This window comes from Streptomyces aquilus (genome assembly GCF_003955715.1).
Taxonomy (GTDB): Bacteria; Actinomycetota; Actinomycetes; order Streptomycetales; family Streptomycetaceae; genus Streptomyces; species Streptomyces aquilus.
On the sequence record NZ_CP034463.1, the window covers coordinates 70,198 to 87,176 of the forward strand.

16 protein-coding genes and 1 pseudogene are annotated in these 16,979 nt (G+C 66.4%); 7 read left to right on the top strand and 10 right to left on the bottom strand.

Features of this window, described 5'->3' with window-relative positions:
• The first annotated feature begins 890 nt into the window (after positions 1 to 890).
• A complete protein-coding gene (locus tag EJC51_RS00370; RefSeq protein ID WP_126269145.1) occupies positions 891 to 1,091 on the top strand; it encodes a hypothetical protein in 201 nt (66 codons plus the stop codon).
• 9 nt (positions 1,092 to 1,100) lie between these two features.
• Here EJC51_RS00370 and EJC51_RS00375 read toward each other — a convergent pair.
• Positions 1,101 to 1,450: pseudogene (locus EJC51_RS00375) on the bottom strand (DUF72 domain-containing protein); the annotation flags it as partial.
• Positions 1,451 to 1,661: 211 nt separating this feature from the next.
• On the opposite strand from EJC51_RS00375, the gene EJC51_RS00380 reads away from it, so the two are divergent.
• Positions 1,662 to 3,380 carry an SIR2 family protein gene (locus tag EJC51_RS00380; protein WP_126269146.1) on the top strand — a complete coding sequence of 573 codons (1,719 nt, stop codon included), beginning with the start codon at positions 1,662 to 1,664 and terminating at the stop codon, positions 3,378 to 3,380.
• A 216-nt stretch (positions 3,381 to 3,596) separates the two neighbouring features.
• Positions 3,597 to 4,058 (top strand): hypothetical protein, encoded by a 462-nt coding sequence (locus EJC51_RS48395; RefSeq protein ID WP_244362286.1) that lies wholly within the window; start codon positions 3,597 to 3,599, stop codon positions 4,056 to 4,058.
• On the opposite strand, the gene EJC51_RS00390 is transcribed toward EJC51_RS48395, so the two are convergent.
• The 4 genes from EJC51_RS00390 to EJC51_RS00405 all read right to left on the bottom strand — a co-directional run bounded on the left by EJC51_RS00390 (position 4,028) and on the right by EJC51_RS00405 (position 7,674).
• A protein-coding gene (locus tag EJC51_RS00390) for an IS5 family transposase (RefSeq protein WP_126269147.1) occupies positions 4,028 to 4,845 on the bottom strand; the annotation gives its coding sequence in 2 pieces (ribosomal slippage) (positions 4,028 to 4,503 and positions 4,503 to 4,845; 819 coding nt in all). The genes EJC51_RS48395 and EJC51_RS00390 overlap by 31 nt on opposite strands.
• Positions 4,846 to 4,916: 71 nt before the next feature.
• Positions 4,917 to 5,321: a hypothetical protein gene (locus EJC51_RS00395; protein ID WP_126276729.1), complete on the bottom strand. Its 405-nt coding sequence runs from the start codon at positions 5,319 to 5,321 to the stop codon at positions 4,917 to 4,919.
• Between the two features lie 16 nt (positions 5,322 to 5,337).
• Complete coding sequence (locus tag EJC51_RS00400; protein ID WP_126269134.1) at positions 5,338 to 6,195, bottom strand: IS5 family transposase; 858 nt, start codon at positions 6,193 to 6,195, stop codon at positions 5,338 to 5,340.
• Positions 6,196 to 6,483: 288 nt separating this feature from the next.
• Complete coding sequence (locus tag EJC51_RS00405; RefSeq protein ID WP_126269148.1) at positions 6,484 to 7,674, bottom strand: helix-turn-helix domain-containing protein; 1,191 nt, start codon at positions 7,672 to 7,674, stop codon at positions 6,484 to 6,486.
• 90 nt (positions 7,675 to 7,764) lie between these two features.
• Between EJC51_RS00405 and EJC51_RS00410 the strand changes: the two genes are divergently transcribed.
• Together EJC51_RS00410 and EJC51_RS00415 are read left to right on the top strand one after the other, a co-directional pair.
• On the top strand, positions 7,765 to 8,313 hold the full coding sequence (locus EJC51_RS00410) for a flavoprotein (protein WP_126269149.1): 549 nt from the start codon (positions 7,765 to 7,767) through the stop codon (positions 8,311 to 8,313).
• A 515-nt stretch (positions 8,314 to 8,828) separates the two neighbouring features.
• Positions 8,829 to 9,458: a hypothetical protein gene (locus tag EJC51_RS00415; RefSeq protein ID WP_126269150.1), complete on the top strand. Its 630-nt coding sequence runs from the start codon at positions 8,829 to 8,831 to the stop codon at positions 9,456 to 9,458.
• 6 nt (positions 9,459 to 9,464) lie between these two features.
• Here EJC51_RS00415 and EJC51_RS00420 read toward each other — a convergent pair whose 3' ends face one another.
• Positions 9,465 to 10,253: an SAVMC3_10250 family protein gene (locus tag EJC51_RS00420; RefSeq protein WP_126269151.1), complete on the bottom strand. Its 789-nt coding sequence runs from the start codon at positions 10,251 to 10,253 to the stop codon at positions 9,465 to 9,467.
• Between the two features lie 326 nt (positions 10,254 to 10,579).
• On the opposite strand from EJC51_RS00420, the gene EJC51_RS00425 reads away from it, so the two are divergent.
• Positions 10,580 to 11,305 (top strand): hypothetical protein, encoded by a 726-nt coding sequence (locus EJC51_RS00425; protein WP_126269152.1) that lies wholly within the window; start codon positions 10,580 to 10,582, stop codon positions 11,303 to 11,305.
• 143 nt (positions 11,306 to 11,448) lie between these two features.
• Positions 11,449 to 11,697: a hypothetical protein gene (locus EJC51_RS00430; protein ID WP_126269153.1), complete on the top strand. Its 249-nt coding sequence runs from the start codon at positions 11,449 to 11,451 to the stop codon at positions 11,695 to 11,697.
• Positions 11,698 to 12,855: 1,158 nt separating this feature from the next.
• On the opposite strand, the gene EJC51_RS00435 is transcribed toward EJC51_RS00430, so the two are convergent.
• From EJC51_RS00435 to EJC51_RS00450, 4 genes are all read right to left on the bottom strand, one after another.
• A protein-coding gene (locus EJC51_RS00435; protein WP_126269154.1) for an IS3 family transposase occupies positions 12,856 to 14,054 on the bottom strand; the annotation gives its coding sequence in 2 pieces (ribosomal slippage) (positions 12,856 to 13,749 and positions 13,752 to 14,054; 1,197 coding nt in all).
• A gap of 364 nt (positions 14,055 to 14,418) precedes the next feature.
• Positions 14,419 to 15,078, bottom strand: coding sequence for an HAD family hydrolase (locus EJC51_RS00440; protein WP_126269155.1), 660 nt, complete (start codon positions 15,076 to 15,078; stop codon positions 14,419 to 14,421).
• 4 nt (positions 15,079 to 15,082) lie between these two features.
• The gene (locus EJC51_RS00445; protein WP_126269156.1) at positions 15,083 to 15,832 is read right to left on the bottom strand and encodes a phytanoyl-CoA dioxygenase family protein; all 750 of its coding nucleotides are present in this window, start codon (positions 15,830 to 15,832) and stop codon (positions 15,083 to 15,085) included.
• Complete coding sequence (locus EJC51_RS00450) at positions 15,829 to 16,869, bottom strand: DUF5919 domain-containing protein (protein ID WP_126269157.1); 1,041 nt, start codon at positions 16,867 to 16,869, stop codon at positions 15,829 to 15,831. Before EJC51_RS00450 ends, EJC51_RS00445 begins: the two co-directional genes overlap by 4 nt.
• Between the last annotated feature and the right edge of the window lie 110 nt (positions 16,870 to 16,979).

Below are 16,979 nucleotides of genomic sequence, written 5' to 3' on the forward strand. Positions count from 1 at the left end.
CCCATTCGGTGCCGCAACTGGGCTAGTTCGGCCTCCAGTTCATCGATACGGCGTGCCGCGTGGTCGGCGACCTGCTGGGCGATATCCCGCTCCCGCTCGGCGCGAATCAGCTGTTCACTTAGTTCCGTCTCCTGCCGTTGCGCTCGGAAGAGAAGCTCCACCACCCCTTGACCGCCAGGGAGGTGGACCGCCACCGACTCCAGCGCGTCAAGCCGACGCCTCAATTCGGCGACCTTCGCCTGGGCCTGTCCGAGCATGACGAACAGCAACGTGGCGATTGACAGGGCCTGTTGCCGCCCGTGCTCGCCAGCCTCGTAGGCCTGCCGGGCGCGCTGCATCTCCTGGAGAACCTCGATGATGCGGTCCTTGGCCTCCAGCAACTCCCGGGCAGGCACCAGCTCCTGCGCCTCCGTGATCGCTGTGGGGTTCGTGCCCGCCCGATCCCACAGCATCCTCGCCTCCTCGAGGCGCTGCCGGGAGAGGCCGGCCTGTTCGTGGGGAAAACACACGTCGGCCACGGCCTCGACGAGATCCCACGCCAGCGACTCACCGGACAGCCGGTCGCGCAACCGGCGTAACTCGGGCACGGCGCCGGCGATGAAGTGCTCGGGAGTGAGCCGTGCGTGCAGCTCCCGTACAGACACCGCTGATTCATCGAGCCAGGAGCGCACCACCGCGACCAGCTGATTGATCTCGACGCACGAGCCCCGGGCCGGTCCCCACGGGCGCCCCGCTCGCTTCCTCTCGCCGGCCACTCGTTCTCCCCCATGGTTTGTTCGCCGGACAACCCTCTGTTGTTACCGGAGAATCATCCAACCGCCCCACCTGCGATTCCGCGCAGGGATCGTCGTAATTCGTCATCGACACCACACGACCCAGGCGGTGCCTTCATGAAACACACCCTCCCGGCGTTCCTGCTCCTCGCGCTGGCGGTGGCCGTCCTCTTCTCCGTCGTCGCTGCGGCGATCGCCTTCGCCCTCGCCCGCTGGGAGGGAGCCGCCGTGCCGTCGGCCCTGTCCCGCTGCGGCATCGCGTTCGCCGCCAGCCTCACCCTGTGCCTCGCCATCTTCTCGGCGCTGGACCGGACGTGACCGGAGCGGTCAAGGGAGTTCGTCGTTGTCTCTGACCCTTGTAGTGGCACTCGCCGGCCTGCCGGGGAGCAGCCGGGTCATGGTCTCGGCGGCGCGTACGGCAGCGTCCCCACAGCAGTTGTCGAACAGGACGTGGACGCGCTCGGCCCGCTCGGCGAGGGCGTGCAGCCGTGGCAGCACCATTCGGTGAGCTCGTCCCGGTCGTACGAGTACCGGAACCGCTCCTCCTTGTTCCCGGGCCTCCAGGACTCGCTGCGCCCGTGGAACCGTACGACGGAGAGCCGGGAGGACGGGAGTGCCGGGTTCATGTCGACGGTGGCGGCGGCCATGCCGTACCGCGCGAGCAGCGTGCACGTGGCCGACACCAGCTCGCTCATCCGCGCATCGTAGTGCGGGTATTGGCCGGGATGTCCGGCTCATCGGCGGCTACTGACTCCACAGCGTCCGACGATCCAGAAGGTCCCTTTCTCTCCGATTCCCATTCTCGTCAAACTGACGGTAAGATTGGATGCGGAGAGGCCGCCCCGTGCGACCGACACCCGGTCATGCCGTCGCACCCGGAGGCCAGTTGTGGAGCCCTACGTCAAGCTCGCGTTCACCATGCGCGACACCCCCGGCGCGTACGCGGTCCTGCTCGGGGCCGGCGCCTCGATCGCTGCGGGCATGCCGTCGGCGTGGGACGTCCAAGAGGATCTCATCGCGCGCCTGGCGGCCACCGAGGGCTCCACCGGGATCGGGGACCCCCACGCCTGGTACCAGGAGCGCTTCAGCCACTCGGCTACCTACGACGATCTCCTGGCGGCGCTCACGAGCACCCCGTTCGAGCGGCAGGCGCTGCTGCGCTCCTACTTCGAGCCCGACGAGCAGGAGCGGGAGGACGGCCTCAAACAGCCCACCGCCGCGCACCGCGAGATCGCCCGTCTGGTTGCCGCGGGACACGTCCGCATCGTGCTGACGACGAACTTCGACCGGCTTGTTGAGACCGCGCTGCGTGAGGTCAACATCGAGCCCGTCGTCGTCGCCGACGCGGCCGACGCCGCCGGCCTCGCCCCGCTGCACACCATCAGGTGCCTCGTCGTCCATGTCCACGGCGACTACCTCACCCCGACGAGCATGCTCAACACCCCCGAGGAACTCGACCGCTACGCCGAGGACATCGACCGCCTGCTCGACCGCGTCTTCACCGACTACGGGCTGATCATCTCCGGCTGGTCCAGCACCTGGGACCCCGCCCTGCGCAACGCCATCGCCCGAAGCACCACCCGCTACTTCGCCTCCTACTGGACCGACCCCAGGCCGCTGTCGGAGACCGCCCAGAAACTTCTCACCCACCGCGCCTTCACCTACGTCCAGGCCGACGCCGACACCTTCTTCACCCGGACCGCCGACGCAGCCGACGCGGTCACCGACACCAAGCGCCGGCACCCCGCGAGCATCGACATCGCCGTGGCCGCCGCCAAGCGCGCCCTGGACGGCTTCAGCCAGGGCATCACCCTGCACGACACCCTCCGCCGCGAGATCGACCGCATCGCCGCCCTCCCCCTGCGCACCACCGGCCCGTGGAACGTCGGGAACCGCGCCGAGACCGATGCCGAGCACGGCCGACGGCTCAACACCCTGGAAACCGAGATGGAACTCCTGCTCACCCTGGTCGCCGTCACCGCCTACTGGGGGAACAACACGACCGACCGCTGGTGGCTGCGCGACATCGAACAGCTCGGCGCACTCCACGATCCCGGCGGCGACCTCGGCCTGATGAAACTCGTCAGGGCCCCCGCCACCATGATGATCTACGCGGCGGGTATCGCCGCACTGGCCAACGAGCGCTGGGACACTCTCGCCCACGTTCTCACCGAGCCCCGAGTCGAGCAGCGGATCAACGGGAAGACCTACGCCGCGGCCGCCCTCCTGAGCCCGTGGGAGACCCTCAACGTCAACGGCTCCTCCAAGCGCGTTCACGACCAGCTGCGCCCCGTCTTCACCCAGCACCTCGCCCTCAGCGAGACCGCCTACGGCGAGGCGTGGGAACGCTTCGAGTATTTGCGCGTGCTCGTCGAGGACGATGCCGATCTGGCCTTCAGCCTGCCGCACATCAGCCCGACCGGCTACCTCGGCACCTTCGACCCCGCCCCCGCCGCCTGGCTGAAGAAGCAGATCGACCAGTACGGCGACAACATCCCCGTACTCCGCGAAGGCCTCCTCGACGGCAGCCGCCAACGGCTCGACCAGGCAGTCACCCGCGTCGAGAAATCCTTCAACTACATGGCCCAACAGATGCGCTACGCGTAGCCGAACGCGGACGCAGTCACGGCACCTCCCCGGCAGCCGGCGGGAGGTACGCCCCCGCCGTCATCGTGCCGGTGATCACCCGCGAGGCAGCCCCCGAGCCCTACCAGCAGGCTGCGACGCCACCGCGGCGGTCGAGGTCGTCAACGGGCGCGGCGGGGATGGCGGGATCGACATCAAGGTCACCACGGGATCGGCGGCCGCGGGGCGGGTCTGCGGATGCGAACGGTCGGCACCGAGCTCGCGGTGCGCCTCACCGAGACGGTGCGGCGCCTGGACCTCGACAACCGGGAGCTGCCGGTCGATCGCGGCCAAGACGAAGAGGAGGTCCTGGCCCGCATGCTCATCGCGGCAGCCTGGTACCAGGCCCTCGCCCGTACGCCGATCGGCTTCGCCTTCACCCTCACGCGGCTCCTGAAGCTCCCGCACCGCGACCTGGTCGCCGACGTCACCGCAACGACGCGCCCTCGCCAAAGTCACCGCCTTTGGGGCAGCGATCGATCAAAGATTCAAAGATGGTTCTCAGCGCGTCAGCATGCTGGTCCGCCGAAGAAGCCGTCCTCGCCGTCGCTGCCGTCACAGCCGCTGCCCCCGTCCGTGACGAAGCCGGTCCTAGACGTCCTGCCGTGCGATACGAGTAAGACCGTGTCCTACGTGGTGAGGCGGACGAGCCGCTTGTAGCAGCAGATGGCTGCGGCGAGCCCGAGGAAGGCCAGGTAGTTACGGGGATTTCGCTCGTAGCGGGGGCTGAGTCTGCGGTAGCCGGACAGCCACGACATGGTGCGCTCGATCACCCACCTGCGCCGCCCTAATCGTTCGCTGGACTCGATGCCTTTGCGGGCGATGCGCACGCCTATGCGTTTCCATCGGAGCCATCTGCGCAGGTCGGCACGGTCGTAAGCTTTGTCTGCGTGTAGACGCTGGGGCTTGAAGTACCGGCCGTTGCAGGGGTCGTGTCTCGTTTGGTGACCCTCGATCATGGGCTTCAGCCCTTCGCTGTCGTGGGTGTTGCCGACTGAGATGCCGACGAGAAGGGGCAGTCCGTTCGCGTCCGACAGGACGTGCATCTTGGAACCCGGTTTGCCTCGGTCCACGGGGCTCGGACCTGTGTGTTCGCCCCCTTTTTAGCCCTGACGTGGGCCGTGTCGAGGACGACGCGGGTGACGTCGATGAGGCCGGCGTCGTCGAGGCGGTGCAGTACGGCTTCGTGCAGGCGGCCCCAGACGCCGGCTCTCGACCAGATCAGGAACCGGCGGTGGGCGGTCGACTTCGATATGCCGAAGCAGGGCGGCAGTTGGCGCCAGGCGCAGCCGCTGACCAGGACGTAGATGATGGCCGCGAACAGTGTCTCGTCAGGCGTGTCCTGCGTTCCGCCGCCCTGCGGCCGCACCCGTGACGGAGGGATCAGTGGCTTTGCGATCTCCCACAGCCCGTCCGGAACAATCCAACTCCATGTACCCCGCCCCATGAACGAATCAACGTCCGCCTCACCACGTAGGACACGGTCTAAGTGGGTGTTCTGTGAGCTTTCGTGGGGTCTCAGTCCGGGGATGGCGTTGGTTGCGGTAGCCGGAAGAGGCCGGGCTCCGGCTCGGTGAGAATGCCGCGGCTGACCAGGCGTTTCAGTTTCGCGCGGACGCCTTCGACATGCCGGGGTTCGGTGCCGGTGTCCAGGGCGATGCAGACGTCCTTGGGGCGCAGTCCGTCTGCGGTGTCTTCGAAGAGGGCGAGGATCTGACGGTAGGCCGAGGGCAGCGGAGCGAGGCCGCCGGGAAGGTCTGGTGCGATCTCCAGAATCGTCTCCCGGGTGATCCTCAGTCTCTCCAACGCCTTTTCGGCGGCCGCGAGTTGGGTGGTGAGCTCGGCGATCTGAGTGCGGAGTCTGTCCGCGAGGTCACGGCCGGCCGCCTCGCGGATCTCGAGCTGTTCCAGGAACTCCTGCATGCTCACGCTCACTCGTTCATGCCGGTCCGGGGGAAGCGGGTCGGCGGCGGTCCCGCCAGGTGGGAGTGGTCGTGGCGGTGAGCCGGTGGGTCATGACGTCGGTCATCGACCAGCGGATCCAGGACGCGGAACTGGCGGGCAGGGTCTCGTAGTCGCGGGCCAGGCGGCGGTGCAGCATGAGTGTGCCGAAGGTCTGCTCGACGATCCACCGCTTCGGTGACGGGGCGAACCCCTTCGCCTGCGGGTCACGCGATACCACCTCGACGTCGATGCCCAGCGACCTGCCGTGCTCGATGACGGCGTTCTTGAACCCGGCATCGACCCAGCTCTTCACCACGCCGGGGTTGTCGGCGGCCACCTTGTCCAGCAGCGTGATTCCGACGGCGTTGTCGTGCACGCTCGCGGCGACCACGATCACGGCGATGAGCAGACCGAGTACATCGGTGGCGATGCCCCGCTTGCGGCCCCGGCTCTTCTTGCCCGGGTCCAGCCCGGTCGTCTCCTTGGGGGCGTTGACCGAGGCGTGCACGGTCTGGGAGTCCATGACGACCGCGGACGGGTCCTCGCGCCGGCCCTTCGACTCGCGGACCTGCCAGCGCAGCAGATCGTGGATGGTCTGGTCGGTGCCGTCATCGCGCCACAGCCCGAAGTAGTAGTACACCGCGGTGTACGGCGGGAAGTCGTGCGGCAGGTAACGCCACTGGCAGCCGACCCGGGCCTGATACAGGATCGCGTTCACGATCTCCCGCATCTCGTATCGGCCCTGATGACCGCTGACCGAGCGGTGCTGTCCCTTCCAGGCCGTGATGACCGGCCGGATCAACTCCCATGCCTCATCCGACAGATCACTCGGGTACGGCTGCCGCTCAGCCACGTCTCCAGCACACCGCAGAAGCCGTCAACCGCAACCCCTCAAACCGGACAACCAGACACGACGACTCGCAGAACACCCACTCAGATAGGCCAGTCCCCCAAGCCGCTTGCGCGGCTGTCGGGGCGCACCCCATCACGGCCTCGGTGGAAGCACGGGCCGACGCTGCATTGAGAGTCTGAGCAGGTGTCACCGTGCTCACACCGCCTGATCGTTGACCAGGAATGAGAACAGCGTGGCGCGGTGCGAGGGGCAGAACTCTCACTGTTTTGTGAGAGATGCGAGAGCGCTTTACAGGCCGATCCAGGCAGCCATGTGGTTGAGGCTGTCCGGGGTCCGGCGGGACAGGTGCACCAGGCCGGTGATAGTCTCCCTCGCCGCCGGGTGATAGCGGGTCTGCTCCGGAGCAACGCGACGGGCTTCAAGCAGCGACATCAGCGCGCCGTCGGCGTGTCCCGTCTCCATCTGGGTGCGTGCCTGGTCGATCAGGAAATGAGCTCGCCGGGAAGTAGCCAGCTGCGGCGGCAGCTTCTTTCCGATCTTGTGGGCTTTGGTGAGGGCGTCGTCGTAGGCGTGCATCTCCACGGCCGCGGACATCTCGTGCAGGTCCACGTTGGTCGGGCCGAAGCTGAGCCAGTGGATCTCGCCGGCGTCACCGAGCTTTCCCGCGATGCGGCGCGCCTCGCCGATGTGGACCTGGACGGCGGCGGCGTCTTCAGCACGTGCGGAGATCACTGAGGCACCCAGGTGCAGCTGTCCTGTGACGGCCAACGCCTCGCGGGTCGTGCCGTCCTGGCCCACCACGCTCTGGCCAGAAGCGATCAGCCTCTGGCCGATCCGGTACTCGCCCTCGCGGAAGTAGACCAGGGCCCGCATGTACTGGCGCACCGCGGCCAGGCAGGGGTCGGAGGCCCGTTGCGCCGCCCAATCCATCCGGTCCAGGGCAACAGCCGACAGGTCGTAGTAGCCGAGCTTCACACTGATGTCGTGCGCGGTGCGGTAGCACGAGGCAAGGGCCTGCCACAACGCGGTCGAAGGCGTCGACCACGCCGTGTGCGTCAGCTCGGCAATGATGCCCGGAAGAGCGCGGGCAGCCGTCCGCAAGTGCGCGGCACGGACCTGTGCGCACAGTTGGTCCGCACCGGCGACGAGCTGGCCGGCCGGCCGTGCAGTCACGTCCGGGTTCGGGCCGAGGTCATACAGGTCGAGAGCTTCACGGATCGGCCGCACGAGTTCGGCCAGCCGGTCCCGCTGGAGCTGCGTCACGTACGGCTGGCCGGTCAGCACGGTCACGTCAATGTTGAGCGTCTTCGCACACGCCGCCACAAAGTCGGCCGTCGCCGGGCGCGCACCGCACTCCACCTGGGTGAGGTAGCTGTAGGAGTAGGGCAACCGGGCAGCGAACTGCCGCTGCGTGAGCCGGGCCAGCCTGCGCTGCTCCCTGATCCGTGCGCCCGTGTGGTTCTCGTCCGGTGTGGGCATTCTGCTCTCCGTTCAAAGCACCCACTGGGAACACTACCCGCGCCCGACTCCCCTCCGGGCGGGCACCGTTGCATGTGGTCGTATAGAGCCATGACGACGACTCGTGTGCTCTACCTGTTCGGCAGCGCCGCCCCTCCCGTCTTCGACGTCGCGCAGGTGATCCACAACGCGCACGAGCGCGGCTTCGACGTGTGCCTCGGTCTCACCCCCACCGCCGCACGCTGGCTGGCCCCGCAACTCGCCGAGCTGGAGCGCTTGACCGGGCATCCCGTGCGCAGCGAGTACAAGCTGCCCGGCGAACCGGACGTGTGGCCGACAGCGGACGTGATCGCGGTCGCGCCGGCCACCTTCAACACGATCAACTCATGGGCGCTCGGCCTCACCCACGACTTCGTGGTGGGCGTCGCCGCCGAAGCCATCGGCAAGAACATTCCGACCGTGACCATGCCCTGCGTCAACGCTGCATACGTACAGCATCACGGGTTCGAACGCAGCGTCGCCGAGCTTCGCGCGATGGGCGTTGGGGTCCTGTACGGCAAGGACGGCTTCATCCCCAACCAGCCAGGCCAAGGCAAACCCAAGGAGTACCCCTGGCACCTCCTCCTCGACGCAGCCGAACACGCCTCACCCCCGAGCTAACACCTGCTCCCCAAGTGCAGCAGGGGCAGCCCGCTCATCCACGGCAAGGAGCCACTCAATCTCTCGTCATGGGCCGTAACCCATGGGATGGCCCGACAACGGCCTCGCCCATACCGCCGCCTTCGTCAAGGAAAGGTCCACCCCCTCCTCTGACCACAAGCCACAGCCCGACTACTACCGGCCGCGGCGAGCAACACATCGGCCAGGCGCTCCGCAGCGTCCGGGCACCTGTGGGAAGGAGCTCACTCGGCCATGACTGCGTCGTTGAGGACCTGTCAGCAACGGCGCCGCCGCGCCCGCAGTGGCTCTGGGAATTCCTCGCCGGTGAGCGCAACCACGGCCCCAGCATCGACGCGGCGCCATGCGTTGTGAGACCTGACCTCCTTGCCGGCCGCAGGTGGCGAGCGGCGTGAACCCGCCTGGTTCTCTCGGCACGATCCGCTCCGCGATCATCCCGGCCGCTTGCTCTTGGCTGTTGTCCTGCGCACGCTGCAGGTGCTGTGGACACTGGCGGAGTGACAGATAACTCCATTTCTTTTGTAGCCAACCTCATCACCGTGTTCTTCGCCCTGGCGATCGGCACCCGTCTCGGCTACATCGTCGCAGCTCGCGGAACAGCGCACCACATCGATCTGATAGACCGGCACTTCGAGAACAGCCGTCGGCTCTTCGAACACCAACAAGATATTCAGCGGCAGACCGACGCGCACAGGAGGTCGCGTGAGGAGCTGAAAGACAGCTATGAAGCACTCGGTATCTGGCTTCACCGCCTGGGCCAGACCCTCGACGAGATTTACTTTGGGGCCGTGTCGGACAAGCAGCCGATGCGGGACAAAGCCGAAGCACTCATCAGCGTCCGACCCTGGGAAGTCGTCTCACCGCCAACCAGCACAGCCGCAGCCGCGTTCTACTGGAGTCCGGAGGTGCTGCGGAAGATTCGCGAGCTGCAGGGTCCTTACGCACAGTTCGTCGCACACATACGGCTGACCATGCTGCCGACCGAGTCCGACGACGCCCCGGCATCATCCCGGCCCGAACAGGGGTGCTGGCAGCAGTGGCAGGAACTGCAGTCCCTCATCGCGAGCATCAAGAGCCAGGCACGCGCGGACCTGATGCCCACCTCGCCGACTGTCAACGAACGCTGATGAACATCAGGGCGTACGAGCCCGCCTGCGCATCTTGGGAAGAATCCGCCTTCGCGCCTGTGACGTCGGCTCGTGCACGGCCTCCACATACAAAGGGGTCGCCACCACCAGCCGGTGAACCCACCGCGGACGATCAATGTCCATCAACACAATGGCATGCCCTCGCAGACGTCCCCGAGTAGACGGCGGGTGCTCTCGCTGAATCCAGCCGTGCACCCCGAACGCGGCGTCTTCGATGAGCACTTCGCTGCGGCGATGGGGCATCAGATCATTGAGGAACTCGGGAATCACGTTCAGTCCGCGGTCCTCACGACGCTCAACCTCGAGAATCAGATCGTGCAGCCACGTGGTATCCGAGCCCATCCGGCCTCGCCCGCACACCTGCGTACGCAGATGCTGCACCGAGCCGCACAACATGAGCCCCAGGTCGCGCGGCTGGCCAGCCGTCCCCGCAGGAACCTGCCCGACGAACAAAGCAACGTCCTCGGGCGGTGTGCCACTGTCTTCGTGAACGGCTACTTGAGCCATGTCCAGATCGAAACTGACCCACTGATTCACCTGCAAGTTTCGGGTCGTAAACGGCACCGGGCTGAACCGCCGCTCGATGCTGCTCCGGGCCTTCTCCACTAACGCGTGCCCGGCGATTGGCTCAGCCGCCTCATCCCAGCTCCGGCTTCCCGACACCTCGATCAACGGCGGAACCTTCAACGAGGCCTGCAGACCCTGCTGCACGGAGACAGGCCGGATACCAAGCCGCCCGTAGATTTTGCGCTCAGAGACATAGACCAAATCCACAGCAATCCCCCACTACCCGCCCTGACGACTCGGTGAAGCCCTCGGCTTCAGAGGTCGTTCTCACACAAGCAGGCTCGCATAAAGGATCTACACAAGGGTGACGAAGGAGGGAATCGGTAGGATGAACGCGCCCTGACGGTCTGTCGGACACGGACGCACCACCATGGTCGCCCGCCACCTCTGCTTCGTACCACGAGGTTTCCTTGGAATCGCTCTTCGACGTGGAGCTCACGCAGGATCAGCGCAGCCTCCTCGACGCGATCGCCCATATGTGGCTCGCCCGCGGCGAGTAGCCGCAATGGGACATCGTCCAGTACCAGTTCGACATGCGCGGCCAGGACGCCGACGCCATCTTCCACTCACTGCCGCGCATCGGCGTCCAGGCGCCGTATGCCGCTGGCTACGGCTTCACCGTCCCCATGCGCGCCCCCATCAACGGCACTGACCGGGTTCGGCTGACTCTGGCCTCCGCCCTCAAGCTCACTGAGGTGTGGATGACGGCGGGGCAGTCGTTCGTGAAGGTCCTCCGTCACATGATCGACCTCTACACCAGTCGGCCCATGCACTTCGAGGTGGTCCCCACCGTCAGGTTGCGCTCCGACGCGCTGGCAACTGCACTCCCCGAGCTCACGCCATGGTTCATCAAAGTGCTGCCCGAGATCCTCTTCGTGGAGACGCCAGATCCGCCCGATGGAGCGCGCCGGGTCCGTCCCTTCGACCATGCCAGTTCCACACCCGGGAGGGGCACCTTCGCGTGGGTCGTCAGCACCGCGAGGACGTCGACGGCGAAGCTGCTCGGGCTCGGCTCGTTCATCTCCAACGCCCCAAGGCGCGCCGACGTCCAGGCCCCGCCGCTGCAGCCGAGGAAGGACGCGCCGACAGAGGACGTCGCGGACTGCTGGCACAGGGGGGGGCAGCACCGTAGTCGTGTCACCGCTTCCCCACCAGTGCAACGATGCACAGTTGGGCGATCGAGCTGTGTTACGAAAGCGGCGAGTAGCACCGGCCGGCGATCTGACCTGCACGTTTCATGCCTGCCTGATCATGTGTAACATTGGTTGACGTCGGGCATTCTTGTGCCCTAGTCAAGCTTCGAGCCCGCCTACTGGCGGGCTTTTCGCTTTCCTCAACTCATCCGGGCTCCCAGCTTCACGCTGGGGGCCTTTCGTCATTTTCAGGGCCGGAGGCTCTCATCGTGTTCCCTACTCAGCTCCTCCATACCAGCACCCTGATCGTGCTGGCAGCCCTCGTGCCGGTCATCGCGGCTATTGTGGTCTTCGGTGTCATCGCAGTCATGGTCGTACGGCGCCTGAACGGGGCCGACTTGGTCTCGACCCTGGAAGTCACGGGCCGCACCCTGGTTGCACTGCTGCCGAGCCGCAAAGCCCAGGGGGTGTTGACCGGTGCTCCATCGGGTTCGGCCTCGGAAGGAGAACAGCGATGAGCCGGCCGTCGACCTTCCGTGATCCGACGTCGCGTCATGCGGACGAACGGTGGCTGGATCGGGCGCTGAACGAACTGCATCCGTGCGACAGGGAGATCTTGCTCGCCTACGTGGGCGGGGCCAGCCGTACTCAGCTGTCTCTGGCGATCACCGCGACGAGAGAAGTCGACCAGCGACTCGACATGGTGCTGGGCACCATTCTGCAGCAGCTGCGCACCTCATCTGCGGTAGAGGGCTTGCGTGAAGATTACGCAGCAGAGCACGGTCCACGGCATTCGCTCATGATGCGCGCAGCAATGGAGGCACAGGACCGCGTGCCTCGGTGCGCACACTGCCGCAAGCCGATGCTGGAGCCGACCGCGACAGGCCGACCTCGCCGCTACTGCGGCAACGCATGCAAGCAAGCGGCTTACCGGATCCGCAAAACCGCGCCCTCAGGATCTGCTCCCCCACCAGGGGAAAACCTGTTTCCTGTGCGTGATCTCTTCGCCGCTGCCTGGGCTCTGCCGAAGGTAGGCGACGTGCCGCTCGCGGATCCCGAACTGATGAGGGAGGCACGTCAACGATGGCGGGAGCGCCACCTCACCTTCAGGAGGTACGGCACAGCGGGGCTGGTGCGAGACCAAGATGCGGACCGCCGGGAAGGAGTGCAGGCGATGCGCCGAATGGCCTCCGGACGTAACCGCGTGGGTGGCGCGCCTCGCTACAGCAGCCAATTGCACGGCCAGCGCAGCCGACGTAGGCGTCGTACGACGGCAAGCAGGTGTTTCCCTCGCAGAGACGCCTCCAGCTCGCTGTCCTTCGGGAGCGCGGGAGATGTGATGATGCCGTGGCCCGTACGATGCCTGTCATGCATCACCTCTGTGATTGACCAGCGATCGTTCCGTGGCCCTCCGTAGGCCGCGGGACACAAACGACGTCATTCCGGTCGTTCGTCCCGGTCATCGTTCGGGACGTCACACTGCTGGAGTCACTGGTGCTCTTCGCTCGACGCCGCCCTCACGCAAGTCTCGTCGCGCTCCTGCGCGACAACGCCGACTTCCGACGCCTCTTCTGTGCTTCCGCTCTCAGCCTGACTGGTGGCTGGTTCACTTCGTCGCCCTCAGCAGCTTCGTCTACCGCCATAGGGACTGCTGCGTGATCAGGTGACAGCGGGATTTATGCAGCCAGGGCTGCGGGTGGGGTCATGATGGTCTCGTACTCGATGGGGGTCAAACGGGCCAGGCGTCTTTGGCGTCGACGGCGGTGGTAATTGCGCTCGATCCAGGTCACGATCGCGATCCGCAACTCCTGTCGAATGGACCAGACTTGGCGATCCAGGACGTTCTTCTGCAGCAGCGCGAAGAAGCTCTCCATCGCCGCGTTGTCGCCGGCTGCCCCGACCTTTCCCATCGAGCCGGCCATGCCGTGGTGGGTGAGAACGGCGACGAATTTCCGTGAACGGAACTGCGATCCACGATCCGAATGCACGATGCATCCGGCGACCTGGCCGCGGCGGGCGATGGCAGACTCCAGCGCGGTCACCGCGAGGCGGGACTTCATCCTTGCGTCGATGGAGTAGCCCACGATGCGGCCCGAGAACACGTCCTTGACCGCACAGAGATACAGCTTGCCCTCGCCGGTGGGGTGCTCGGTGATGTCGGTCAGCCACAGTCGGTTCGGCGCCTGGGCGGTGAAGTCGCGCTGCACCCGGTCGTTGTGAACCGGCGGCCCCGCCTTGGCGTTCTTGCCGCGGCCCTTGCGCTTGCCGAACACGCTCCACCAGCGGTTGTCCCGGCAGATCCGCCAGGCGGTCCGCTCAGCCATCGCCTCGCCTGCGGCGCGGGCCTCGTCGACGAGGAAGCGGTGGCCGAACTCCGGGTCGTCGCGGTGCGCGTTGAACAGGGCGTTGGCCCGGTAGGCCTCGGTCAGTTCGGTGTCGGTGACCGGGGACCTCAGCCACCGGTAGTAGGGCTGACGGGCCAGCCCGAGCACCCGGCACGTCACCGCCACCGGCACACGACGAGGGGCGACGGCGGCGGCCAGCTCGCGGACGAGCGGGTACATCATTTTGCCGGCAGATTCGCCTGCGACAGATACGCCGCGGCCCGGCGCAGTACCTCGTTCTCCTGCTCCAGCAGCCTGATCCGCTTGCGGGCCTCGGCCAGCTCAGCCAACTCACTCCTTGCGGAGCCAGGACCGGCGGCCGGGCCCGGCTCGCCGCGTTCCTCAGCCGCCGCGCGTCGGATCCACTTCGTCAATGAGGCCGGGTGGACGCCGAAATCAGCGGCGACTTGCTCCAGGGTGACGCCGGGCTCGCGGTTGCGCGCGACCCGCACGACGTCCTCGCGGAACTCCTTCGGATACGGCTTGGGCATTGCGACATCCTTCCAGCCCGCCCCTCAGCGAGCCAGATCAGGGTCACCCAACCCTGCAGCAGTCCCTACATCCTTTCCGCTGCCTACACGCGCGCGACAACGGTCGAACAGAGCTTCCTGGAAGCCTTCAAGGCTTCCATGGCTCGCAGCAACAGTGCGTTCGACTCACAAGCGAACTGCACTGTCACCTGTGCAGAACGGCGGGACGCTGAACTACAAGCACTCCGCGACCTGGAACCGCCGTGAGCAGGTATGTGAGCGACCTGTAACGGTGACCGTGGCGTGGCAGGCTCGCTGGCCGCGTCCGGCACGTGCAGGCCCTGCTCAGCCCACACCTACCCGGTCACGGCTTTTGCACCACGCTTTAACCGCTGACCATGCGTTGAGGACTGTTCACGATGGTGATCGCGGCTTCGAGGGCGGAATCGACCTCGATGTCGGGGTGAGTCATCGTGCCGTTCCAACTCCGGCCTCTGCGGAGCCATGCTGTCCGCAGACCGGCCTGTGCTCCCCCGAAGATGTCCTCAACCGGTGCATCACCGACCATCCACCCGGCCAGTTCAACACCGCAGCGGCGGGCCGCCTCTTCGAAGATCCTTCGATCCGGCTTGCCTACGCCGACGTCCTCCGCCACGCACAGCGCGTCGATCAACGGCGTCAGCCCCGAGCGGGCGAGTTTCTGGCTCGTCCTCGTGTTCGATCCGTTGGTCACCACGCCGATCTTCCAGCCGGCATCGCGTAGCAGGGTCAGGGCCTGAATCGACTCCTGTTCTGTTCCGTAGCACGAGGGGTAGCTGACCGCGTACCACTCGCGCATCTCACCATCGGTCATGTGGACCCCGGGGAGAGTGCGCACCACTGCCAGGAACTCGTCCCGCGGCCTGGTGCCCTTTTGGTCGGCGTCGACGATGGCCTCAACGGCGCCTTCGGGCATGCCTTCGCGGCGGGCGAGCAACCGCGCCCAGCGCCGGATGGCGGCAGAGCGGCTGACCAGCGTGTCATCGAAGTCGAACAGAGCCAGCATCAGGTCAGCTCTGTCCCTGCCGCAGTGATCCGGAGACGCGGAGTACGCGGTTGGCGAGGAAGCGGCGCTTGCCGAACAGCTGGGTCGCCCCGGGGTGGTCGACCTGGCTGAGTTCGTCGGAGCCACGGCAGGCGAAGACCACACTGCGCCGCGAGAATGCCGAGGTGTTGCGCCCCACGCTGTGGAAACACAGGCAGTTGAGGAGCAGGATGCCACCGGCGGGCATTTCGACCGGCAGCTCCTGGCCGATCAAGTGCTGGTACTGGTCGTGTTCGTCGGCCCAGTTGCCCCCGCCGCCGCCGGACTGGGGGCCGGCATACGGCAGACGGTGGGATGCCGGAACGACCGTGGTGCAGCCGTTGGCGATGGTGGCCGGCTCGAGGTAGAAGAAGACGGCGACGAGTGGCTGTGACCACTGCTGAATGTCGCGGTGCAGCCGGAACGGAATGTCACCTGGGCCGTTCAGCGTTGCATGATTGTGCCTGGCGTGCACCACGTCGACAGCTGGCCCGAGGACTTGCCGCAACGCCGCTGCAACGCACTCGTGGCGCAGCGCTTCCAGGAAGACAGGGTCTCTTTCCAGCAGATCATCGAGTCGGCAGGGCGTTCCTGTGTCGTTGACACGGTAGGGCGGGACGCCGCGAGCGAAATGATCATCGATCACCGTGCGCATGCGGCTCACCAGATCGGGAGGCAGACGATCAGGGAGTTTCGCGTAGCCGGTCGCTTCGAAGAAGCGGGCCAGGTCTGTCATGATCCCCTCCCGTTAGCGATCTCGCGGGTTTCCTCGTTCGTCCACATCCCTTCGAATTGGCTTCGAAAGCGTGCGTACCACAACGCGTCGGTCGCCCGTGCCACGAGGAAGCCCGGACGCCAGGACGATGGCTGTCGCCACGACCAGAACCAGATGTAGACGTGCGCCCGCTCGTCGTCCGCGTCGAAGAAGTACGCCGTGAAGGGCGGCATGATGTCGTAGGCGCGCAGCTGCAGGCTGTCGGCCGGGGCCGCTGCCGCTGCTCTGATCGATGTCAGGGTGGCGATGGCGCTGCGGTGTTGATGGCGGACGTCTTCGGCCGATGCCTTGGGCGTGGAGCTGCGGCGGTTTGCGTCAAGGACCGCTTGGCCCTCCGGATCCTGCATGAGGACGCGGACCTGGCCGCCCGACCTGAGGATGCGGCCGATCTCGTCGGAGTAGGTGACAGCCATCCGGTTGTGGCCGAAGCCGCACATGTCGACGGTGCGGGCATGTTTCCAGGACGCCGCGAACCGAGGGCTGTTGTGCACGTAGTTTTCGATGAACACGCCACCGGCCGTGGTCGGTGCATGTCCGTTCGGCTGGGCCGGTTCGATCACCGTGTCGAAATCGGACGGCGGCACCGGCTCGCTCTCGGCAGCGGGGCGGGCCCGCATGAGCAGCTGCAACAGCGCGAGGTCGGCCTGGTGTCGTACGTTGCGCGAACTGCCGATCCACTCGTGCGCCAGCGCGAAGTCTTCGACTCGTTCGAGCCAGTTGAAGTCACCGAATGCGCCGTCGATGTTGAAACTGAGCCTCAACAGCTCCCGCTCACGCGGCGGTGCCCTCTCGATGAGCTTCTTGAGGTTGTCCAGCCCCTGGGTGAGCTGGCTATCGGTGTCGTCTTCGATACACAGCACCCGGCGCTTGACGAACTCGGACAGGTAGTAAAGATCACCGGGGCTGGCGATGCCCCTGCCGTGGCGCAGACGTTGCAGGCTGTCGAAGTCGTCGCGCAGGCCCTGAGCCCTTGCCAGCGTCGCCACGGTGACCCTCATGAGCATACGTTACGCCGCAGAGGCGGTGTCCACTGGTGTCCAGAGCGTTCCAATGCACGCCGTCTGAAGGGCTGTTGGCCCTTTTCGGGGCCGAACAGGATCTCCCTGTC